We start from the raw sequence: 23171 nt of genomic DNA, 5'->3' as shown, positions 1-23171 counted from the left end.
GGGAGCCGACTAATGCGCAACTGATATATCAGACTCTGCGGTACGGTATGGGAGCTCGCCGGACAGGTCAAGGGGGCATTCATGCAACAGCTGGCGACCGAGCCCAGGAGCGGTGAGGCAGGGGGCGAGGAGCTGTCCCTCGCCGAGCGCGCCTACCGCGCCATCCGCGACCGGCTCGTCATGCTCGAGATCCGCCCGGGCGCGCCGATCCACGAGGAGCAGCTGGCCCAGTCCCTCGGCGTCGGGCGGACGCCGGTGCGCGAGGCGCTCAAGCGGCTCCAGTACGAGCGGCTGATCACGACCTACCCCCGGCGCGGCACCTTCGCCACCGAGGTCAACATCACGGACCTGGCCCATATCTCCGAGGTGCGCCAGGAGCTGGAGCCGCTGGCCGCCGCCCAGGCCGCGCGGCGCGCCACGGCCGCGGACCGGGCCGTCCTGACGGCTCTGCGCCAGGAGCTGCTGAGCGCGGACGCCCGGCGGCAGGACGCCACCGAGCTCATGCACCTGGACCTCCAGGTCCACCGCGCGGTCTACGCCGCCGCCCACAACCCGTACCTGGAGGACACCCTCGTCCGGCACGACAACCTGGCGACCCGCATCTGGTGCCTGTTCCTCGACCGGCTGTCCGACATGGCCGGCCATGTGGAGGAGCACGGGCCGCTGATCGAGGCGATCGTCGCGGGCGAGCCGGAGCAGGCGGCGCGGCTGGCCCGCGGTCACGTCGAGGGTTTTGAACGGGCCGTCCGCGCGGCCATCTGACCATGCGCCGGGGCGGGGCCGCTGTCGCCCTGCCGTGAGCTGTTTCGGCAGGTCACCGGCGCTGTCCGGGGAAGCGGTGGCGGGCCGCCGGAACGAGTACCCGGCTCCTTCGGAGACGGCACCGGACGGACACGTCCCCGTGCCGCCCGGGAGTCACCCCCCGCGGGGCAGCGGCCCGACGTCAGGGTGGCGGCCGGGGCGGAGGGCCGCGTGGCGCTGCCCGGGCCCGGGGCCGTGCCGGGCGGCCAGGGCGTCGGCGACGGCTCCCGTGACGAAGGCGTAGACGGCCTTGTGCAGGACGTCGACGACGAGTTCCCCGCGAGGCCAGGTGGCGGGCGGGGCGCCGACACCGGTCGCGTTCTCGAGGATCTGGTCGTTGGTGAGGCGGACGACGGTGAACTGGGCGGAGGCGACCGGTCCGCGCAGTCCCGCCTGGGCCATGACGGAGCGCAGCACGCCGAGGAGGGCGGCCTGGCCATAGTGCATGGCCCAGTTGGCCGGCAGCGGCTGGGTGCCGGGGCGTTCGGGCAGTCCGGTCAGCCGCTGAAGCACCCGCGCGGGCACATGGGAGCCGGGCCGGCCGGTGACGGCCTGCTCGATCTTCTCGCCGAGGGTCATCACGACACCGCCCGCGGTACCGGCGAGGAGCCCCTGCCACAGCGCACGCCTGATCATGCCCGGCGAGTACCCGTGAGCACCGGGGTTCACCCACCGGCCGGGCACCCGGCGGCCTGCACTCCCCCGGGCCCTCGGCCGGGCCGGACTACCGCGTGTCGACGATGCCGCCGGTCACCGCGATGACCTCCCCGACCGTGTAGCTGGAGTCGGCGTCGGAGGCGAGGTAGACGTACGTGGGTGCGATCTCCTCCGGCTGCGCGGCGCGCTCCAGGGGAGCCTCGCTGCCGATCCGCGCGAGCCCGTCCGGCGGCATGTGCGGGTCGGCCTCGTTGAGCGGTGTCCAGGTCGGGCCGGGCGCCACCACGTTCGCGCGGACACCCCGCTTGGCCAGGTGCACGGCCACCGACTTGGTCAGGGTGATCAGCGCGGCCTTGGACGCCGCGTAGTCGATCATCGTCGTGCTGCCCTTGAGCGCCTCCTCGGTCGCGGTGGCGATGACGGCGTCGCCGGGCTCCAGATGGGGCAGCGCCGCCATGAGCAGATGGAAGTACGCGTAGACGTTCGTCCTGAACGTCCGGTCGAAGTCCTCCGCGGTCAACTGCTCCAGTTCCAGCTTGCTGTTGAGGTACGCGGCGTTGCTCACCAGGATGTTCAGCCCGCCCAGCTCCGCCACGGTCCGCTCGACGGCCTTGCGGCAGAACGCCGGGTCGGTGAGGTCGCCGGGCAGCAGCAGGCAGCGCCGCCCGTCCTCCTCCACCTCGCGCCGTACCCGCTCCGCGTCCACCTGCTCCTCGGGCAGGTACACGAGGGCGACGTCGGCGCCCTCGCGCGCGTACAGCAGGGCCACGGCCCGTCCGATGCCGGAGTCGCCGCCGGTGATCAGCGCGGCCTTGCCCTCGAGTTTCCCGCTGGCTCGGTAGCGGCTCGCCCGGTAGCGCGGCTCGGTGCGCATGTCGGCCTCGATGCCGGGCCGCCGCTGCTTGTCGGAGTCGTAGGGCGGCGCGGGTTCGGACACGACCTGCGGTGCGGACTGTCCCTCCTCGTGAGACAAGGCTTCCCCTTCTCCCGTGTCGTCCACGGCGGGGCCGTTCGTCCTGGCCCGCACCGTTCTGTCCCGCACCGCGTTCCCACAACAGCGGCCGCCATGTTCCGCGTCGTACCGGACGGGCGACGGGCCGGATCAGATTGCCGGCAGGCACAAGGGGTACTCCGACGATCTTGCAATCCCGGCCTTCGAGCCGGCCATCGGAAGGAGAGCCGTGTGTCTGACGAGACGGTGAAGAACGTCTTTGTGATCGGGCTCGACGAGGCCAATCTGCCGACGCTCCGGCAGGTCCCCGGCGCCGAACGGCTGCGTTTTCACCAGCTGCTGACCGTCGAGGAACTCCAGGTCGGCGAGGTGCATCTGCCCACGCTGCTCGACAAGGCGCAGGGTGTGCTGGACGGCTTCGACGGCAGCATCGACGCGATCGTCGGCTACTGGGACTTCCCGGTCAGCACCCTCGTCCCGATCCTGAGCGAACGCTACGGCACCCGCAGCACGAGCCTTGCGTCCGTGGTCAAGTGCGAGCACAAGTACTGGAGCCGGCTGGAGCAGCAGAAGGCCACCGACCGGCACCCGCGCTTCGGCCGGGTCGACCTGTCGGCCGAGCCGCCCCACCCGCCGGAGGACGTGCGGTTCCCGATGTGGGTCAAGCCCGCGCTCTCGTACTCCTCCGAACTCGCCTTCGGCGTCGATGACGAGGAGGAGTTCCGGAAGGCGGTCGCCGAGATCCGCGACGGCATCTCCCGCATCGGCGGCCCCTTCGAGCACATCCTCGAACGCGTCGACCTGCCGCCGGAGATGGACGGCGTGGGCGGCCGGGTCTGCCTGGCGGAGGAGTCGATGTCCGGCGTCCAGGTCGCCGTCGAGGGCTACGTCCACCAGGGCGAGGTGACGGTCTACGGCGTCCTGGACTCCATCAACTACCCGGACTCGTCCTGCTTCCTGCGCCACCAGTACCCCTCGACGCTGCCGGCGCCGGTCATCACGCAGCTGCACGACGTCAGCAAGCGCGTGATGCGGCAGATCGGCATGGACTCGGCCACCTTCAGCATCGAGTACTTCTACGATCCGCACACGCAGGAGATCAACCTGCTGGAGATCAACCCCCGGCACTCCCAGTCGCACGCCGAGCTGTTCCAGTACGTCGACGGCGTGCCCAACCACCACTGCATGGTCAGCCTCGCCCTCGGCGACGATCCGCGCATGCCGCACCGCGAGGGCCCGTACGCGATGGCCGCGAAGTGGTACCACCGCTGGTTCACCGACGGTGTGGTGCGCCGGGTGCCGAGCCGCGAGGAGATCGACCGCATCGAGCGGGAGACCCCGGGCGTGCGCATCGAGGTGATCCCCGAAGAGGGCACCAGGCTCTCCGAGCTGCCCGGACAGGACAGCTACAGCTACGAGTTGGCGCACATCTACACCGGCGGGGCGAACGAGCAGGAGCTGCGGGAGAAGTTCGACCACTGCGTGGCCGCCCTGGGCCTCGTCTTCGACGACGCCCCGCCCGAGGCCGAAACCCCGCGAGAGTGAGGAGCACGTCGGTTCCATGCGTTACGTGACCAACCTGCCGTACGCGACCAAGGAAGAAGAGCACGTCACGATCCCGATGTCGGACGGGGTCCGGCTCTCCGCGCACATCTGGCGCCCCACCTCCTCCGACCAGGAGCCGGTGCCGGCGGTGCTGGAGTACATCCCGTACCGCAAGCGCGACCTGACGGCCGTACGGGACTCCGTCCACCACCCGTATCTCGCCGGGCACGGCTACGCCTGCGTCCGCGTCGACCTGCGCGGCACCGGCGACTCGGAGGGCGTGCTGCGCGACGAGTACCTGGAGCGGGAGCAGGCGGACGCCGAGGAGGTGCTGGCCTGGCTGGCCGAGCAGCCCTGGTGCGACGGCGGCACGGGCATGATGGGCATCTCCTGGGGCGCGTTCGCGGCGCTCCAGGTGGCGGCCCGTCGGCCGCCGAGCCTGAAGGCCATCGCCATCGCCTCCTTCACCGACGACCGGCACTCCGACGACATGCACTACATGGGCGGCGCCCTGCTGTCGGACAATCTGGCCGAGGCGGGCACCATGTTCGCCTACGGCACCTGCCCGCCCGACCCGGCCGTGGTCGGCGACCGCTGGCGCGAGATGTGGCACGAACGGCTGGAGAACACCGAGCCCTGGGTCCTGCAGTGGCTGCGCCACCAGCGCCGCGACGACTACTGGCGGCACGCCTCGGTGTGCGAGGACTACACGAGCGTGCAGTGCCCGGTACTGGCTTCCAGCGGCTGGGCCGACGGCTACTCCAACGCCGTGACCCGGCTGCTCGGCAACCTGGAGGTCCCCCGCAAGGGGCTGATCGGCCCCTGGTCGCACAAGTTCCCGCACCTCGGGGAGCCCGGCCCCGCGATCGGCTACCTTCAGGAACTCGTCCGGTGGTGGGACCACTGGCTCAAGGGCGTCGACAACGGCGTCATGGACGGCCCCATGCTCCAGGCGTGGATGCAGGACAGCGTGCCGCCCTCCACGTCGTACGAGGAACGGCCGGGACGCTGGGTCGGCGAGCCGGACTGGCCGTCCCCGCACATCCGGCCGGTCAGGCATCCGCTCACCCGGCACCGGATCGAGCCCCCGCAGGACCCGGCGGGCCCTGATGCCCCGGACGGCGCGGCGATGACCGTGAGGTCGCCGCTGTCCGTCGGCCAGTTCGCCGGCAAGTGGGCCTCCTACAACGCCCCGCCGGACCTGCCCTACGACCAGCGGGAGGAGGACGGCGGTTCCCTCGTCTTCGACAGCGAGCCGCTGACCGAGCCGCTGGAGATCCTCGGATCGCCGAGCGTCGAACTCGACCTGTCGGTCAGCGAGCCGGTCGCCCTGGTGGCCGCGCGGCTGTCCGACGTGAGCCCCGACGGGGCCGCGACCCGCGTCTCGTACGGCATCCTGAACCTCACCCGCCTGGACAGCACGGAATCCCCCGAGCCGCTGGAGCCGGGGCGCCGCTACCGGGCCACCATCCCGCTGAACGGGGTGGCGCAGGCGTTCCCGCCGGGGCACCGCATCCGGCTCTCCCTCTCCACGTCCTACTGGCCGCTGGCCTGGCCGCCGCCGAAGCCGGCCCTGCTCAGCGTCCACGAGCACTCCAGCACGCTCACTCTGCCGGTGCGGCCGGTGGACGAACCCGACGAGGTGCCGTCGTCCCCGTTCGGCGAGCCGGAGGGCACGCCTCCGCTCGCCACCACCCAGGTGACGCCGCCCGAGGAGCGCTGGGAGGTCAAGCGGGATCTGGTCGACTACCACGCCGAGCTGGACATCGTGAAGGACCGGGGCACGGTCCGCTTCGAGGACATCGGCCTTGAGGCCGGCCGCCGCGCCCACGAGCGCTACACGGCGGTCGCCGACGACTTCACGTCGGCCGGCGGCGAGTCCACCTGGACGATGAGCTTCCGCCGCGACGACTGGGACGTGCGCGTGGTGACCCACACCCGGCTCACGTGCGACGAGAGGGACTTCTTCGTGGACGCGACCCTCGACGCGTACGAGGCCGACCGCCGGGTCTTCTCGCGCACGTGGAACGAACAGGTCCCCCGCGACCTGCTCTGAACCACCTGACGACGTCTCACATGCCGCCGTGGCGGCAGCCGGCGGTGGTGCCGGCTGCCGCTACGGCGGTCTGACACACAGGAGTTGACGGACATCGCCCGGTTCGTCGAAGCGGGCGGCGCCTCCTTCTAGGAGCCGGAACACACCGACGGCAGCGCCCGCCCGAGTCCCTTCAGGTGCAGGGCGTCGAGCCGGTGGGTGTACGCCGACCAGCCGGCCGCCGCGGCCAGGCGCGGACCGCAGGACGGCACGGCCCGGCTCCGTTCCGTGTCCTGCAGCGCGGCGAGCAGCTGGGTCGTGATGCGGTCCAGGGCGGGGCGGACCTCCTTCGCCAGGTCGGGGCGCTCGGTGGGGCGCTCGCCGGGGTGGGCGTCCCAGCGGGCGTACAGGCCGCGCTGCACCAGCTTGTTCGCCTCTATCTGGTCCCGGAACACGGCGGCCACGGCGTCCGGGTCGAGGCCGAGGGCGGCGGCCCGGGCGCGGACGTCGTCCAGGATCTGCGCCTCGCGCGCCGGGTCGTCGATCGGCGTGTCCGTGCCGTACTTGGCGGCGGCGACCTTGTCCGCGAGCAGCAGCCGCTGGGCGATCAGTTCGGTGACGGACGTGAGGCCGTGTGCGGCGGCGGCCGCGTGCGGTGCGGGAGCGGGCCGCTCGACGGCGGCGGTCGCCGGGGCGGCCGTACCGAGGGCCAGCGCGGTCGCGGCGGTGAGCAGGGTGAGAGCCGAGCGGAGTCGTTCAGGGCGCACAGGGTGTCCTTTCGTGGGAGGCGGGCGCCAACTTACCGACCCCGTCCGGCGCTTGGCTCGCCGAGGCCCCCTCACACCGCCCGGTGCGCAGCGGCACCACGTCCCACATCTGGACGCCCCGCACCCGCTCGCCTAGGGTGCCACGGCAAGCGCTTTCTAGCCTGCCCATGCAAAACCCCTGCCCAAGCCGAACTCCTGCCCAAGCCAACCTCCCTGTGCGCAGCCCCGCCGACGGCCCGGACGAGGAACCGGCGCGGGCCCGGCGCGGAAAGGCAGTGCCCGTGCAGCAGAGACCGTCCCTTCCCTCAGTGAGCCGCAAGTCGTTCTTACGGGGCATGGCAGCCGTGGGCGCCGCTCCCCTGCTCCCCGTCACCACCGCCGCAGCCGCTCCCTCGGCCCGCCCCGACTTCCCCCTGGTCCAGGGCGGCACCGCGGTGGACGTGTTCGTGGACGCCGCCGACGACCCCGCCGTCCTCCGCGCGGCCGGCGACCTCCAGGCGGACGTGGAGCGGGTGGCAGGCGTACGGCCCCGCCTGCTGCACTCCGTGCCCGCGCGGGCCGGACTCCTCGTGCTGGTGGGGACGATCGGCGCGAGCCCGGTGATCGACCGGCTCGTCCGTCACAGGCGCCTGGACGTCTCCCGGGTCGAGGGCCGCTGGGAGGCGTCCGTCACCCAGGTCGTGGACCGTCCGCTGCCCGGCGTGGACCGCGCCCTGGTCATCGCGGGCAGCGACCGGCGCGGCACGGTCTACGGCCTCTACGACACCTCGGAGCGCATCGGCGTCTCGCCCTGGTACTGGTGGGCCGACGTCCCCGTCGTCCGCCGCGACACCGTGACGGTCCCGGCCGGCCCCCTCAAGCGCCTCGAACCCGCCGTCCGCTACCGGGGCATCTTCATCAACGACGAGCAGAACCTCACCACGTGGTCCCAGCGCACCCAGGAGCCGGACAAGAACATCGGCCCGAAGACCTACGAGCGGGTCTTCGAGCTGCTGCTGCGCCTGAAGGCCAACTACCTGTGGCCCGCGATGCACCCGTACTCCGACTTCTTCAACAAGCACCGCGAGAACCCGGAACTCGCCGAGCGCTACGGCATCGTGGTCGGCTCCAGCCACCCCGAGGCCATGCTGCGCAACGGCGTGCACGAGTGGCAGCCGTGGGCCGAGGAGCACCGCAACCCCGACGGCACCCTGCCGCTCTACGACTACACGGTGAACCCGGCCGTCATCTCCGACTACTGGCGGGCCCGGGCCCGCCAGAACGCCGCCTACGAGAGCAGCTGGACGATCGGCATGCGGGGCCTGCACGACTCCGCGCTGGAGACGAAGTACGCCACCACGATCCCGGAGAAGGTCGCGGTGATGAACGACATCATCGCCGACCAGCGCCGCATCCTGGCCGAGGAGGTGGGCGAGGCCGCCCAGCCGCAGATCTTCATCCCGTACAAGGAGGTCCTGGAGCTGTACAACGCGGGCGTCCAGGTGCCCGACGACGTCACGCTGATCTGGCCGGACGACAACCACGGCAACATGCGCCAGCTCCCGAACGACGCGGAGCGCCGCCGCGCCGGCGGCAACGGCATCTACTACCACCTCTCCTACTGGGGCCGGCCCCGGAGCTATCTGTGGCTGGACACCACGCAGTTGAGCAAGGTGTGGCAGGAGCTGCGCCGGGTCCACGACCATCGGGCCGACCGGATGTGGATCTTCAACGTCGGCGACATCAAGTCGATCGAGACGGGACTGTCCTTCTGCCTGGACATGGCCTGGGACGCGGACCGCTGGGGCCCCGGGAACGTCGAGGACTTCCTCGTGGAGTGGGCCGGGCGCCAGTTCGGCCGGCGGTACGGCGCGGAGATCGCCGCCATCCGCACGGAGTACTACCGCCTGGCGGCGGAACGCCGCCCGGAGTTCATCGACCGGGCCGTCTTCTCGACGGTCCACCACGGCGACGAGGCGGGCCGCCGCATGACGGCCTACGAGCAGTTGCTGGAACGGGTCCGCCGACTGGGGGCGAAGCTCCCCGAGACCTACCGGGACGCCTACTACGAACTGGTCGAATACCCGGTCCACGGCGCCTACTTGATGAACCTGAAGTACTACTGGGCGGACCGCAACGCCCTCGCCGTCCGCCAGGGGCGCGGCGCGGGCACGAACCGCTTCGCGGACCTGGCCGAGGCCGCGCACGCCGAGGAGCAGGCGATCACCCGGCGCTACACCACCGAGATCGCGGGCGGGAAGTGGGACGGCATCGTCAACCCGTATCCGTCCCAGATCCCGAAGGCCCCGGGCCGCCCCTCCGTGACCCGGGTGCCCCGGCAGGACACCTCGGGCCTCGGGCTGGCCGCGGAGGGGAACGAGACGGGAGCGGACCGTCCGCTGTCCTTCTCCTCCTACACCCGGGACCGCCGCTTCGTGGACGTCTTCAACACGGGCTTCCTTCCGCTGGAGTGGCACGCCGAGCCGAGCCACCCGTGGCTGAGGCTGAGCACGGCGGGCGGCGAACTCACCGACCAGACACGGGTGTGGGTCGAGATCGACTGGGACCGGGTCCCGGAGGGCACACACCACCCGACCCTGGCCTTCACCGGTGCCGGCACGACCGCCGAGGTGCCGGTGCGGGTGGTCAACGACGGGGAGCGGGCACGGCGGCGGGCCCGCGGCTTCGTCGAGGCCCACGGCTATGTGTCGATCGACGCGGCGCACTTCGAGAGCCGGGTGGCCCGCGGTGGGGCCCACTGGCGGGTCGTCCGCGGCCTGGGCCGCCGTACGGCCGCCGTCGAGGCGGTCCCGACGACCGCACCGCCGATCACCGAGGACCTCCCCACCCGGTCACCGGAGCTGCGCTACCGGGTGCGCTTCACCAGCACCGGCACCTTCCCGGTGACGGTCTTCCGGCTGCCCTCCCTGGACGAGCGGGGCGCACGGCGACTGGCGGTCGCCCTCGACGACCAGCCGCCGACGGTCCTGTCGGGCCAGGCGATCGCCACCGGCAACCGGGGGGATGCCTGGGCCCGCAATGTGGAGGAGGGCGTCGAGAAGCTGACGGCCCGTCTGACCGTGTCCGCACCGGGTGAGCATGTGCTGAGGGTGTTCATGGTGGACGCGGCGATCGCGGTGGATCAGATCGTGATCGACACGGGCGGCCTGCCCGCGAGCTATCTCGCGCCACCGGAGAGCTACCACCGCGCCTTCGATCCCGGCCCCGCCGTCGTACCGGGCGTGGAAGCACCGGACCACTAGGCCAGCGGCAGGCGCCCGGGCGCGGCCCTCATGCCCATGCCAGGCGCCTGCCACGACTGAGGTGTTCTTCGGGAGCACGGGCGAGATCACAGATTTCTGCGTGCACAGAAAATCAATCAATAGCTGGATGCATGTAGCAATCGTGATTCGCTCGACGCCCCTCCGTGCATCCGTGCGCCCCCATGGAGAAAGGATTCGTCGAGCCGTCGGCGGATTCCACTGGGCAGTACATGAGGCGAGCATCAAGTCGGTGCGATCGCACCGAAATCCCGTGTGCCAACTGAGGCAGGTGGTATTCGATGAGCGGCTCCGTTCCCGGACCGGCCCGAGATTGGACAGTGGGCACTGCTCCAGGCATATTCCCATTCCTTGGCCACGGTATCGACTTGGTCCGTCGACCGCTGGCCTTTCTGAATTCTTTGCCCGGGCACGGCGATCTGGTCGAGATACGCCTGGGTCCGCAGCGTGCCTGGATGGCGTGTCACCCGGACTTGGTCCACCAGGTACTCAGGGACCCGCGCACGTTCGACAAGGGCGGCCCGCTCTACGACAGGCTGCGGATGCTGCTGGGGGACGGCGTCGGCACCTGCCGCCATCAGGATCACCGGCGCCAGCGCAGGCTGCTCCAGCCCGATTTCCGCAAGGCCCGCGTCGCCGACCAGGTGGGCCTGATGGGCGAGGAAGTGGAGGCGGTGTGCCGCGCGTGGCGGGCCGGGCAAGTGGTCGACGTCAGCGCGACCATGCTGGACCTGTCCACGCGTGTGGTCAGCCGCGTCCTCTTCTCCGACTCGCTCGACACCGCGACGGCCGCCGAGATGCGCGAGTGCCTGGCCACCGTGGTCCGCGGCATGTTCGTCCGGACGGTGATGCCGGTCGACGCCCTCTTCCGTGTTCCCACGCCGGCGAACCGTCGTTACCGGCATGCTTCCGACCGCCTGCGCGCGATCGTCGACGCGGCCATCACCCAGCGCCGGCAAGGCACTTCCCACGACGAGCGCGACGACCTGCTCGGGACCCTGCTGGCGGCCACACGGGCCGACGGCGGGGGGACGGTGATCACCGATCAGGAAGTCCACGGCCAGGTGATGACGCTGATGTTCGCCGGTGCCGAGAGCACCGCCCTGTGCCTCTCCTCCGCCTTGGAACTCCTGGGGCGGCATCCCGAGGAGGAACGCCGCCTGCACTCCGAAGTCGACGCCGTGCTCGATTCGGGGCAGCCGCCCGGCCCCGACGAGCTGCCGCGCCTCGTCCACACCCGGTGCGTCCTCACCGAGACCCTCCGCCACCGCCCGCCCGGCTGGCTCTTCACCCGCGTCACCACGCGGGAAACGGAGCTCGCGGGGCACCGTCTCCCGCAGGGCACCACCGTCATGTTCAGCCCGTACCTCCTGCACCACGACCCCACCCTGTTCCCCGACCCCGATCGCTTCCTCCCCGACCGCTGGCTGCCCGGGCAGACCGTCTCCGTCCCGCCCGGAGCGATGATTCCGTTCGGCGCGGGCAGCCGGAAATGCATCGGCGAGACACTCGCGCTGGCGGAGGCCACGGTGGCCGTCGCGTTCATCGCCCGCCACTGGCGGCTGCGCCATCTGCCCGGCCACACCGAACGGCTGCGCCCCGCGGCGTCGTTGGGGCCGAGGGGATTGGTGATGGTCAGCGAGCCGCGAACGAGGCGGCCGGTGGGCACACCACCCCGGGCGGATTCCCGCCCACCCGGGACAACTGTCGTACCCGTCGTCCACAACTCCCGAACGGCAGGTGGCCATGATGTCCGCGACGCATGAGGAAATCACGCTCGCCGCGCAGGACCGCGTTCCGGTCGTCGATCTGCGGGAACTGATCGACGCGACCCTCTACATGCCCTTCGCTTTCCAGCGCAATCCCCACGCGTCCGAAGCGGCCGCAGGCGTCGAGGAATGGCTGGGCACCTGGGGGCTGACCGACGACCCGGCGGTGGCGGCCATGATCTCCTATACGCGCCCCGCCGAACTCGCGGCCTACAACAGTCCGACCATGGATGCCGGGCTCCTCCAGATCATGGCCAACCAGATCGCCTACCAGTTCATCTTCGACGACCGCGCGGAGGATGTCGGCCGGCACGCACCGGGCCGGCTGCTGCCCATGCTGTGCGAGAGCATCGCGATCCTGCGGGACGGCCAACCGCCCACCACCCCGCTCGGGGCCGCCCTGGCCGACCTCCAGCGACAGGTACAGGAGCGGTGCACACCCGCTCAGGCCGCACGATGGGCCTGGAACAGCCGTGAGTACGTGCACGGCCTGCTGTACGAAGCGGTGGCCCAGACCCACCCCGTCCCGGTGGGAAGCGGGCTGTGCCGGTCCATACGCTCCCTCATCGCGGGCGTCGAGCCGTTCTACCCGCTGTGCGAGGCCGCGCAGCCGTGCGAACTGACCCCGGAGGAGATCCATCACCCCGTCATGCGACGCCTGAGCCGACTGTCGGCCGACGCGGCCGTGTGGATACCCGACCTGTTCTCCGCGGTGAAGGAACAGCGGGCGGGCGGCGTGATCAACCTGGCCCTCGCCTACCAGCGGACCCACCGGTGCTCCCTGCCGGTGGCCGTCACGCTCGCCACACGGCACATCAACAGCACGATCCGCGAGTTCGAGGAACTCTACGGTGAGTTCAGGCCGGAGTTGACCCCGTCCGGCGTCGGCTACGTGGAGGGCATGGCCGGCTGGATCCGCGGTTGCTACTTCTGGTCCCGGACCGTGCCCCGGTACGCGGACACGATGGCGGCCCCCGTGGTGATCTGATCCGCTGCCCGACCGGTCTCCTTCACTCCAGGGTTCCCAGAGGGGCGGAAACGCAGCAGATTACCCCGAAAAGTTGAGACCCGAACCGCTCCTGCGGGAAATTCACCCTCCCTGTCGACCTCCTGCTCCGACCCGGCCAAGGGGCCTGGACGAGGGCGTACGCTCGCCCCGTCCGGCGGGGAGCAACGACAGGAAGCGGTAGACCACATGGCCCATGGGCTGCGGCAACCGATCACCGAGCACCGGCCTCTAGTCGAACGCGACGAGGAACTCCAAGCCATCGACCACGCGTTGGCGGAGCTCCGTGACACCGTCGACGGTGTGCCCCGACTACCACGCGGCGGTCTGCTCGCCTTCACCGGTGAGGCCGGGCTGGGCAAGACGACACTCATCGCGGCGGCGCGCGCCCGCGCCGCCGCCCTCGGGTTCACGGTGTTCTCCGGCAAGGGCGGCGAGAACGAGCGGGGGATGGCGTTCCGCGTCGTCCGCCAGGCCATGCAGCCCATCCTGGCCAGGATGAGCGAGACGGAGCGTCGGGCCTTCCTGGGCAGCTGGTACGACATCGTCGGCGCCGCGCTCGGTCTCGAGGCGACGGACACCGCTCGGATGCCGGACCCGACCGGCGTACGCGACGGCCTCGACTGGGTCATGACGCGCCTGACGATGTTGAACTCGCCTGTCGTTCTGCTCCTGGACGACCTGCACTGGGCCGATGCCGAATCCCTGGACTGGCTCGCCTCCTTCGCGCCCCGGGTCGCGAACCTCCCGCTGCTGATCGTCGTCGGCTACCGGCCCGACGAACTTCCGTCCGACGCGACCTCTTTCCGTGCGCTCGTCGAACACCATGAGCAGCGCCCGCATGTGCTGTCTCCGCTCGGCGAGGCCGGTGTGGCGCGGATCATCAGGGAGGAAGTGGGTGAGGAAGCCGAGGACGAGTTCTGCGGCGAGTGCTGGACGGTCACCGGCGGGAGCCCCTTCGAGGCCGTCGAACTGGCCATCCGGCTCCGTGAGCGGAAGGTGCGGGGCACCCAGGAGGAGGTGCCCGTGATGCGGGACCTCGCCGCCGCGGTCAAGGGCCCCGGCCTGATCGAGCGCCTCAAACGGCTCGGCCCGGGCACGGTCCGCTTCGCGTGGGCCGGCGCCGTCCTGGGTGGGCCCTTCTCACCGGAGGTCGCCGCCGACCTCGCGGTGGTCGGCAGCGAGGAGGCCGCAGAGGCGGCCGAGAAGCTGCGCGCCCGCCGCATCCTCGCGGACGCCGACGACCCCGCGGGCGGCCTGGAGTTCGTCCACCCGCAGATCGCCACGACGATCTATCGCGACATTCCTCCGGGCCTGCGGGTCGGCATGCACAACGCGGCTGCCCACGCCGCCCAGGTGGTCGGAGCCGACCCCACCGTCGCCGCCCGGCACCTGCTGGAAGTTCCCTGCGACGGCCGGCCCGAAGCGGTCGCGTGCCTGCGCGCCGCCGCGCGTGAGTACCTCCGCGCCGGGGCCCCGGAGGCCGCCCGGCGCGTGCTCACCCGAGCGCTGCGGGAACCGCCCCCTGCCGAGGACCGCGCCGCCCTTCTCCACGAGCTGGCCTGCTCGACCTTCCTCATCGAGCCCACGGCCACGGTCAGCCATCTCCGGGAGGCGCTGACGGAGCCGGGAATCGACCCCGACCTGCGCGCCTCCATCGTCTACCGGCTGACCCAGGCGCTGGCCCACACCGACCGGCTGACCGAGGCCGCGACCGTGGCCGCCGACGAGGCGCGGCGCGCCACCAACGCGCGCGTCAAACTGCGCATGCAGGCCGACCACTTCGTATGGAGCGCGTTCCGCGCCGACGAGCCCGACTCGTCCGCCCGCTCGCGGCGGCTGGCGCGGCTGGCGGACAAGCTGACCGGCCGTGGCCTGGAGGAGCGCTACATCCTCGGTCTGCGGGCCTGGGACGCCCTCGTGCGCGGCGAGCCGCGGCGGACCGCCCTCGAGTACGCCGAGGAGGCCCTGCGCGGAGGGATGAGCTGGACCGACGAGAACCGCGGCTTCGAGGTGCCCGCCGCGGTGGCCCTGCTGTTCATGTACTGCGACCAGCCACGGCGGGCCGAGGAGCTCTTCGCCGAAGGCATGGCCGAGTGCGAGCACATGGGGTGGCGCGGCTCCCATCTGGCGCAGGGCCAGACGCTCCTGGGCTACATCCGCTACCGCCGTGGCTGCCTGCCCGAGGCTGAGGAACTCGTCCGGGCCGGGCTGCACACCGCCGAGCGCGTCGAAGGAGCGGTGCCCGCCCAGTGGTTCGCCATCGGCATTCTCATCCAGACCCTGCTGGCCCGGGGGCGGACCGGCGACGCGCGCCGGCTCGCCGACAGCTACCACTACGGCGACGTGGTCCCCAACGCCGTCATCTTCCCGGATCCCCGCACGGTCTACGCCGACCTGCTCCTGGCGGAGGGGCGACTCGCTCAGGCGGCGCGGCTGTTGTCCAAGGTCGGGGACTGGCTGGAGGCGCGGGACTGGCGCAACCCCGCGTGGTGCCCCTGGCAGCTCGGACTGGCCTCGGCACTCGCCCGGACCGCCCCTGACCAGGCGGTCCGCCATGCCCAGGACGCCGTCAAGCGGGCCCGGGACTTCGGCGCCGCGTCCGCGATCGGCCAGGCGCTGCATGTCCAGGCGGAGGTAACGGGCGGGCAGGCGGCGCTCGATCTGCACGCGCAGGCTGTCGACCATCTGGAACAGTCACCCGCCGCGTACGAACTGGCCCGGGCCCAGGTGAGCCACGGCGCCGCGCTGGCCCGCAACGGCCATCTGCACGACGCCGCCGACCGGCTCTACCAGGGCTTGGAGGGCGCGGTGCACTGCGGTGCCGAGGGTCTGGCCGCCCGGGCCAGGCGGGAGCTCTCCGCCGCGGGACTGCGCCCGCTGCCCCTGCGCTACGCGCAGACGGACATGCTGACGGCCCAGGAACGCAAGGCCGCCGAGATGACGGCCCTGGGCCACCCGGCATCGGTGGTCGCGAAGGACCTTCGGCTCACCGAGCAGGGCGTACGGCACCTGCTGTCCTCCGTGTACCGAAAACTCGGCACGGACGCATCCGGCCTCCCCGACGCCCTGCCGAACCGCTCCCGACACGAGCGGTAGCGCCCGGGAGCCCGGCCGCGCACCGCCCCGACCGCCGGTTCGCTCATCGCGCCTTCGCATTGTGCTGCGCCCGATGCCCCATCACCTCCCAGAACCTCCGCAGCTCGCCGAGGTGCGCGCGGCGTTGCCACGAGGCCTTGGGGCGTAGGGGCGAGCGGGAGCGGGACAGCAGGGTGAACTGGGCGCGGCAGAAGGCCTCGCCCAGTTCCACGCGCTGGCCGTCGAGGCCCTTGGGCGGGTAGGGGCACAGTTCGAAGGCGCAGTCGTCGCGGCAGTTGGAGCCCGCCTGGGAGGAGGCCGTGCGGACGGCGGTGCGGCCCGGGTCGAGCGGGGTGCGGTCGAGGGTGAGGCAGGGCGGCAGGTCGGGCCGGGCGGTGTGCTTCAGGCGGCGGATGCGGTCGGTGGGCCAGTCGCCGCGTTCGGCCAGGTTCAGGAGCAGCAGCACGTCGGCGAGGAGTTGCTGCGCGCTCGGGTGCAGGGCGCTCCAGCCGGTGGACGGCGGGATCCAGAGGTTGTGCTTGCGGGCCTCGCCGCGGGAGGTCTGGGAGCCGACGTGGGCGGCGACGCCCGACTCGTCGATCCACAGGAACCGTTCGGGCTGCCGGGTCTCCAGCGCCCAGACGCACAGCTTCCCGGCCGCCGTCACGAAGGGGTGCTCCGGTTCGCCGTCGGGGCGGGCGAGCCACTGGCGGACCTGCTGCGCGGGGTCGGACCCGTGGCCTCGGGAGGGGAACCCGGCCGTGGCGCCGTCGGGCAGGTCCCACAGGGTCAGCGCGTGCAGCAGGGTGAGGCGGGTGAACCAGAAGCGGGTGCGCTTGAGCATGTCCCACGCCTGCTCGCTCAGGTACTCGCGGGCCTCGGGCCGGGCGTGCGGATGCCGGTGCCGGCGGTTCGCCGCGTACTTGAAGCCCTGGGCCAGCGCGACCTCCACGCTGAGGTCGAGTCCCGCGGGCGCGTCGGCGCTGTCCTCGGGGATGCCCACGCGCCGCACCCAGCTCTCCAGGAACGCGTACGGCGTGTCCTGGTGCCGGTGGGTGGTGACCGAGCCGACGAGCAGCGGGACCAGCCAGGCGCACAGGGTGTTGTCCCGCCACTGCCGTTCCTCGGCCTCGCGGTCCTCGCGCTCCCGCCGGCGTTCCTGGCGCCGCTGCTCCTCGCGCTCCTTCAGCTCCCTCTTCATCCGCGCGACCTGCCCTTCGCCGCGCCGGCGCTGCCTGGTCTCCCGCTCCCCCACCAGCTCGGGCTGCTGCCCGACCCACAGCTTCTCCCGCCAGTCCGGCTCCCGCTCGACGCGCTGGCCCACGACGACCTGCGGCCCGCGCAGCCGGGGCTGGAGCGCGGCGAAGGCCAGGTCGCCGCCGGCGCCGATCTCCTGGGCGATGGCCAGCCGGACCGCGTACGAGGGCTCCAGGCGCGCGATCTCGAACAGTTCCAGGTAGGCGGGCCGCAGGGTCTGCCGCTGGGCGACCCCGCGCATGGCCTCCCCGAACCGGGTCACGAGCAGGGCCTTCGCGGTGCGCAGGGTGTGCGGGTCGCGGGCCCGCAGGTCCGGCCAGGACGTGCACAGCCGCATGGCGATCAGGTGCTGCTCCGGCCGGGCCTCGACGCTGTCGATCTCCAGGGCGGCGGCGTACAGCTCCAGGGCCTTGCTGTGCAGGGTGCGACCGAAGAGGGGGCGTACCCCCTGTTTGTCGTTGTTGTCGTGGCCGGTGGTCCGGACCGTCTGCGCCTGGCAGGCGGCCTCCATCAGCAGGTCCCGGGCGGCGCTCACCGGGCACCATCGTGTGCCGTCCGGGCCCGCCGCGCCCGGTTCCTCGTGGACGCAGGCGCCGTCCGGGAGCCGGGAGTGCAGCACCATGGCGATCAGCAGTTCCCGGCCGGGGCTCTGGAGGGCCGCCGGGAAGTAGCGGCCCTCGGTCGGCTGCGCCGGGACGTCCGGGTGGATCACGGCGTTCAGGAAGCGGGCCCCCAACTGGGCCTGGATCACGCTGTGCTGGAAGCGGACGCGGTCCCCGCCGAGCTCGACCAGCTCCATCCGGGCACCCCAGTGGGCGGCGAGCCTGAGGTCGATGCCGCTGTCGCCGACCCTGCGGGCCAGTTCCCGGACGATCTCGGGGAAGCGGGAGCGGTCCGGGTCCTGCTCGTCGACGACGTCGGTGAACCGTACCTCGGAGGTGTCCAGGGCGAGTCCCACGCAGGCCAGCGCGGACAGGTAGTGGACGGTCGAGCGGCGCTCCTCCGGGGAGAGCGGCAGGTCCGGGCGGAAGCGGCCGCTGATGAGGGCGCTGAGCCAGGTCTCGAACAGGTGGAACCGCAGGGACGCCCGGTCACCGCCCCGGGTCTCCACGGCCTCCTCCTCCCCGGAGCCGCTCAGGGCGCGCTCCAGGAGTCCCTGCTCGTGCAGTTCGGCGGCGATCTCCAGGTAGGTGGGGGCCTCCGCGATGCCGGCCCGTTCGACGATCCAGTCCAGGCGCTGCCGGTCCTCCCCGGCGCCCCCGGACGAGATGTAGGTGAGGGCGGCCTCCTCGCTGAGCGGCTCCAGCTCGGTGAGGGAGGCCTCCATGCCGCGCAGCGAGTCGTGCGGCCGGGAGGTGATGATCAGCGGCAGGCCCTCGTCGTTGGCGCGGCGGATGGCCAGCCGGATGATGCTGTCGCGTTCCTCCGTCAGGCCCTCGGCGGTCAGCGCCTCCTCCAGCCCGTCCGCGAGCACCACGATCCGCCCCTGCTGGCACAGCCGCCGCCACACCTTCTCCGCCTCGGCGTCGGAGCGGATGTGTCCCTGCACCTCCCGGTAGAAGCGAGCGAAGGCCAGCTCGCGGAAGTCCAGGCTCTCGTCGGCGGCCCGCAGCCGCAGCGGCACGGGCACCGCCCCGCGCTCCGCGAGCCGCTGGGTCAGCAGCACCACCAGCGCCGTCTTGCCGGTGCCGATGCCGCCGACGACGACGTGCGTACGGCGGAAGCGGCGGTCGCGCAGGTCCTCCATGAGGACGGAGCAGAGCTGGTCGCGGCCGACCACCCGGCCGAAGATGCCGCCCGCCGTCTCGACGAGTTCGTGGGGGTCCAGACGGGCCTTCCTCAGGTAGGCCCGGCGCACATGGCTGAACCGGAAGAACAGGTAGGTGACGGTGGCCAGGGCGAGGGTGAGGAAGGGCATGAAGAGGGACTGGAGGACGGTGCAGCTGAACCCGTCGTCCGGCTTGCACTGTTGATCAACCCATCTGACGGGTGATTGGAAGCTCTTCTCCTGCGGCAGGGTGATCACGGCCGTGACGACCAGGAACAGCAGGAGCATCGCGCCGAGGAACGTCAGGACGAGCAGCGCCACGTACCCGCCGCTCTTGCGGACCCGCCAGACTCTGGTCCGGTCGTAGCCCTGTCGCATCAGCCGGCGCCGGTGCAGCGCGCGGCGGACGCCGAGCCCGTCGAGCAGCGCTCGCCGGAGCAGCCGGGACAGTCCCCCTTCGCGCGGCGGGGCGGGAGTCTGGGGAGCACTTGTACCACCGTTCACCCTGTGAGGGTTCCGTGCGGGCGGGTGCGCGAGCCGCCCGCGGCGCCGGATTCACCCGACGGAAGCGCCCGGGGCACCCGCCACCCGGCGGTACGCGGGGCCGTAGGTCCGCCGCCACCGACGATGCCGTGGACCTGCGGCCTCGTGCTCAACTTCCGTGCCGTCCCGTCCCCTTGACGGTGAACCGTTTCACTGCTTCCCTCGAAAGGCTGCCTATGGGAGCGCTCCCAACCACCCCCACGTGAAGGGAAGCCCGTGCAGACCTCCCCCCACCCCTCCCTCAGACGTGCCCTCCCCGCTCTCCTGACGGCCGTGCTCCTGGCCTGCCTGCTGTCCTTCAAGGGCGGCTCGCCCGCGCGGGCCGCGGCCGGGGACGGCTCGGTGTCCGACCCGAACATCACGTACGTCGGGCGCTGGGACACCTCCTCGGGCACCGCCGCGGTGCCCCAGTGGACCGGCGCCTATCTCCAGACCGGCTTCACCGGCACCACGGTGAAGGTCAGGGCCAGGAACGCGGTCAACTTCTACGCCAGCATCGACGGCGGCCCCGACGTGTTCCACGCGGGCGTGCGCGGCACGGTGGACCTCACCCCGCGCCCGCTGTCGCCCGGCACGCACACCCTGCGCCTGTCGTACCGCTCCGGCGACACGGTCTTCCAGGGCCTGGTCCTGGACTCCGGCGCGCGGACCGTCGCCGCCGGTGCCCCGTCCGGGCTGGTGGAGTTCGTCGGCGACTCCATCACCGCCGGCGCCCTCACCGACCGGCTCGCGCTGGACTCGTACGCCTGGAAGACCGGCGAGCGGCTGGGGATGCGGCACACGCGGATCGCCCGGTCCGGATACTGCCTGGTCGCCCAGTCGGGTTGCACGGGTCTGAGCGGGCAGTTCTTCAAGACGGGCAGCACCGGCGGCACGGACTGGGACTTCTCCCGCTACCGGGCGGACGCGGTCGTCATCAATCTCGGCACCAACGACATCGGGCACGGCGTGTCCGGCCCGGCCTTCCAGTCGGCGTACACCACGTTCCTGCGGGACGTGCGCGCCAAGTACCCCGCCGCGCATCTCTTCGCGGTGCAGACGCTCAAGAAGCGCTACGTCACCGAGACCAGGGCCGCCGTCAGCGCCCGCAACGGTGCCGGTGACGCCCGGGTGCACTACGTCGACACCACCGGCTGGCTCACCGACGGCGCCGACTACGAGGACGGCAACGGGCATCCGAACGAGGCCGGTCACTCCAGGTTCGCCGAGCGCCTGGCCCCGGTCGTCGCCGCCCGGCTGGGCAACGGCGCCGCGGCGAAGGCCGCCGCTCCCGGGCAGCCCGGCGATCCGAACCTCAAGTTCGTCGGCCGCTGGGACACCACCAGCTCCAGTACCGCGTACACGCCGTACTGGGCGGGCGCCTACTACCGGGCCGGCTTCACCGGACGCACGGTCAAGCTGAAGCAGCGCGGCACCATCGACCTGTGGGCGCGGATCGACAACGGGCCGGTGAGGTTCTACGACGACGTCAAGGGGACGGTGGACCTGACCCCGGCGCCCCTGGCCCCGGGCAACCACACGCTCCAGGTCAACTACCAGGTGGTCGCCGGTTCCTACAAGGGCGACGCCGTCTTCCAGGGGCTGGTCCTGGACAGCGGGGCGACGACCTTCGCGCCGCCGACCCCGGCCAAGCTGGTCGAGTTCGTCGGTGACTCGATCACCGTGGGCACCACGACCTCGCAGAACGCCCGTACCGCGTACGGCTGGCTGATCGGGGAGCGGCTGGGCGTCGAGCACACGCAGATCGCGCAGGGCGGCGCGTGCCTGGTGGCCGCGGCGGACGGATGCGTGGGCCTGGAGCGGCAGTTCACCAAGCTCAACCCGAACGCGGCGACGCCGGACTGGAACTTCTCCCGCTACCGGGCCGACGCGGTCGTCATCAACCTCGGCACCAACGACGTCGGGCACGGGGTGAGTTCCACGCAGTTCCAGTCGGCGTACAGCAGCCTGCTGCGCAAGGTCCGGGCCGCCTACCCGCAGGCGTGGATCTTCGCGCTGGAGACGTTCCGCGGGCGGTACGTCCCGCAGACCGAGGCCGCCGTGCGGGCCGCGGTCGCCGGCGGTGACGCGCGGGTGTCCTTCGTCGACACGACCGGATGGCTGGGGTCGGACGATCTGACGGACTCGGTGCATCCCAACGACCGGGGGCACCGGGTCATCGCCGACCGGCTGGCACCGGTCATCGCGGCGAGGATCGGGGCGTAGACACCCCGGGGGCGGGCCTCACAGCGGACCGGGGCCCGCCCCGCCCTTGAGGCGGTCCAGGTCGGAGGGGCGGACCTGGATGACGACCAGGGCGATCAGCGCCGCGGCGACGGTGAAGATCGCCGCCATGATGAAGGCGGCCGAGACGCCAGAGGTGAGGACCTCGTCGGACCAGGGTTTGGGCAGTTGTCCGGTGCGTTCGAACCTCAGGCGCTCGGCCGGGGTGGCCTGCTGGAGGAAGTCCGGGACCTGCTTCTCCGCCTCGTTGGTGCTGGCCGTGCCGTACATGGTGACCAGGATGGACAGGCCGAGGGAGCCGCCGACCTGCTGGGTGGCGTTGAGGAGTCCGGAGGCCGCCCCGGTCTCCCGGGTGGTGACGTTGGACAGCGCCATGAGCGTCAGCGACACGAACTCCATGCCCATGCCCAGGCTGAAGACGAGCATCGGGCCGAGGACGCTGCCCGCGTAGGTGGAGTGGACGTCGGTCAGGGTGAGCCAGGCCAGCCCGGCCGCCGCCAGGATGGCGCCCACCACCATGAACGGCTTGGGCCCGTACGTGGGCAGGAACCGCGAGGCCAGCCCGGCGCCGATGGCGATGACCGCGCTGACCGGCAGGAAGGCCAGCCCGGCCTGCAACGGGCTGAAGTCCAGGACGTTCTGCACGAAGAGCGTCAGGAAGAAGAACATGCCGAAGATCGCGGCGGCCAGGCAGAGCATGATGCCGTAGGTGCCCGCGCGGTTGCGGTCGGCGAACATGTGCAGGGGCGTGATGGGCTGTCTGGAGCGCCGCTCGACCAGGATGAAGCCCGCCAGGACGATGACGGCGGCGGCGAACGAGGCCAGTGTGAGCGCGTCGCGCCAGCCGTCCTGCGCGGCTCTGATGAACCCGTAGACGAGCAGCACCATGCCCACGGTGGAGGTCAGCGCGCCGGTGACGTCGAAGTGCCCGGGGTGCCGTTCGGACTCCCTGATCCAGCGGGGTGTGGCGAGGGCGATGAGGAGCCCGATCGGGACGTTGACGAAGAGCACCCACCGCCAGTCCAGCCACTCGACGAGCAGCCCGCCCGCCAGCAGCCCGATCGCGCCGCCGCCCGCCGAGACCGCGGCGAACACCCCGAAGGCCCTGTTCCGCTCCGGGCCTTCCCGGAAGGTCGTGCTGACCAGCGAGAGGGCGGTCGGGGACGCGATGGCGCCGCCGACGCCCTGGAGGGCGCGGGCGGCGAGGAGTTGGCCGGAGTTCTGGGCGAATCCGCCGAGCAGGGAGGCGAGTGCGAAGAGCAGTACTCCGAACACGAAGACCCGTCGCCTGCCCAGGATGTCGCCGGTCCGGCCGCCGAGCAGCAGCAGGCCGCCGAAGGTGAGGGTGTAGGCGTTCACCACCCAGGACAGGCTGGTGGTGGAGAAGTCCAGCGAACTCTGGATGTGCGGCAGCGCGATGTTCACGATGGTGATGTCGAGGACCACCATCAGCTGGCACGAGGCGATGACCAGAAGCGCCATCGCGCTTCCGCCACCACCGGTTTCCCTG

13 protein-coding genes are annotated in these 23171 nt (G+C 71.8%); 8 read left to right on the top strand and 5 right to left on the bottom strand.

Translation table 11 applies throughout. The features are described 5' to 3' along the window. Positions 1–81: 81 nt before the first annotated feature. The gene (locus IE255_RS16400; RefSeq protein ID WP_190051000.1) at positions 82–762 is read left to right on the top strand and encodes a GntR family transcriptional regulator; all 681 of its coding nucleotides are present in this window, start codon (positions 82–84) and stop codon (positions 760–762) included. A 153-nt stretch (positions 763–915) separates the two neighbouring features. On the opposite strand, the gene IE255_RS16395 is transcribed toward IE255_RS16400, so the two are convergent. Together IE255_RS16395 and IE255_RS16390 are read right to left on the bottom strand one after the other, a co-directional pair. Continuing rightward, a complete protein-coding gene (locus tag IE255_RS16395; protein WP_190050999.1) occupies positions 916–1437 on the bottom strand; it encodes a hypothetical protein in 522 nt (173 codons plus the stop codon). Between the two features lie 88 nt (positions 1438–1525). Beyond that, positions 1526–2431, bottom strand: a complete 906-nt coding sequence (locus tag IE255_RS16390) for an SDR family oxidoreductase (protein WP_190050998.1) — start codon at positions 2429–2431, stop codon at positions 1526–1528. 210 nt (positions 2432–2641) lie between these two features. Between IE255_RS16390 and IE255_RS16385 the strand changes: the two genes are divergently transcribed. Both IE255_RS16385 and IE255_RS16380 read left to right on the top strand, forming a co-directional pair. Next, positions 2642–3955, top strand: coding sequence for an ATP-grasp domain-containing protein (locus IE255_RS16385; protein WP_190050997.1), 1314 nt, complete (start codon positions 2642–2644; stop codon positions 3953–3955). Positions 3956–3971: 16 nt separating this feature from the next. Further along, on the top strand, positions 3972–6011 hold the full coding sequence (locus IE255_RS16380; protein ID WP_190050996.1) for a CocE/NonD family hydrolase: 2040 nt from the start codon (positions 3972–3974) through the stop codon (positions 6009–6011). Between the two features lie 128 nt (positions 6012–6139). Here IE255_RS16380 and IE255_RS16375 read toward each other — a convergent pair whose 3' ends face one another. Continuing rightward, positions 6140–6757 carry a chorismate mutase gene (locus IE255_RS16375; RefSeq protein ID WP_190050995.1) on the bottom strand — a complete coding sequence of 206 codons (618 nt, stop codon included), beginning with the start codon at positions 6755–6757 and terminating at the stop codon, positions 6140–6142. Positions 6758–7092: 335 nt separating this feature from the next. Here IE255_RS16375 and IE255_RS16370 point away from each other — a divergent pair, with 335 nt between their 5' ends. The 4 genes from IE255_RS16370 (at position 7093) to IE255_RS16355 (ending at position 15891) form a co-directional block, all read left to right on the top strand. Next, positions 7093–9999, top strand: coding sequence for a glycosyl hydrolase 115 family protein (locus tag IE255_RS16370; RefSeq protein ID WP_190050994.1), 2907 nt, complete (start codon positions 7093–7095; stop codon positions 9997–9999). Positions 10000–10298: 299 nt separating this feature from the next. Continuing rightward, positions 10299–11783, top strand: coding sequence for a cytochrome P450 (locus IE255_RS16365; protein WP_190050993.1), 1485 nt, complete (start codon positions 10299–10301; stop codon positions 11781–11783). Next, positions 11767–12774 carry a (-)-alpha-amorphene synthase gene (locus IE255_RS16360; protein WP_190050992.1) on the top strand — a complete coding sequence of 336 codons (1008 nt, stop codon included), beginning with the start codon at positions 11767–11769 and terminating at the stop codon, positions 12772–12774. The genes IE255_RS16365 and IE255_RS16360 overlap by 17 nt, the downstream gene beginning before the upstream one ends. 207 nt (positions 12775–12981) lie before the next feature. Beyond that, on the top strand, positions 12982–15891 hold the full coding sequence (locus tag IE255_RS16355) for an ATP-binding protein (protein ID WP_190050991.1): 2910 nt from the start codon (positions 12982–12984) through the stop codon (positions 15889–15891). Positions 15892–15934: 43 nt separating this feature from the next. Here IE255_RS16355 and IE255_RS16350 read toward each other — a convergent pair whose 3' ends face one another. Then, entirely contained in the window at positions 15935–19399 is a 3465-nt protein-coding gene (locus IE255_RS16350; protein WP_229906436.1) for an NACHT domain-containing protein, read from the bottom strand. Positions 19400–19654: 255 nt separating this feature from the next. Between IE255_RS16350 and IE255_RS16345 the strand changes: the two genes are divergently transcribed. After that, the gene (locus tag IE255_RS16345; RefSeq protein ID WP_190050990.1) at positions 19655–21643 is read left to right on the top strand and encodes a GDSL-type esterase/lipase family protein; all 1989 of its coding nucleotides are present in this window, start codon (positions 19655–19657) and stop codon (positions 21641–21643) included. Positions 21644–21661: 18 nt separating this feature from the next. Here IE255_RS16345 and IE255_RS16340 read toward each other — a convergent pair whose 3' ends face one another. Further along, positions 21662–23143 (bottom strand): MFS transporter, encoded by a 1482-nt coding sequence (locus tag IE255_RS16340; RefSeq protein ID WP_190051366.1) that lies wholly within the window; start codon positions 23141–23143, stop codon positions 21662–21664. Positions 23144–23171: the final 28 nt, after the last annotated feature.

Source organism: Streptomyces lomondensis (assembly GCF_014651035.1).
Lineage (GTDB): Bacteria > Actinomycetota > Actinomycetes > Streptomycetales > Streptomycetaceae > Streptomyces > Streptomyces lomondensis.
Note: the sequence above shows the minus strand (reverse complement) of the source record. Positions and strands in the feature narration are given on the sequence as shown.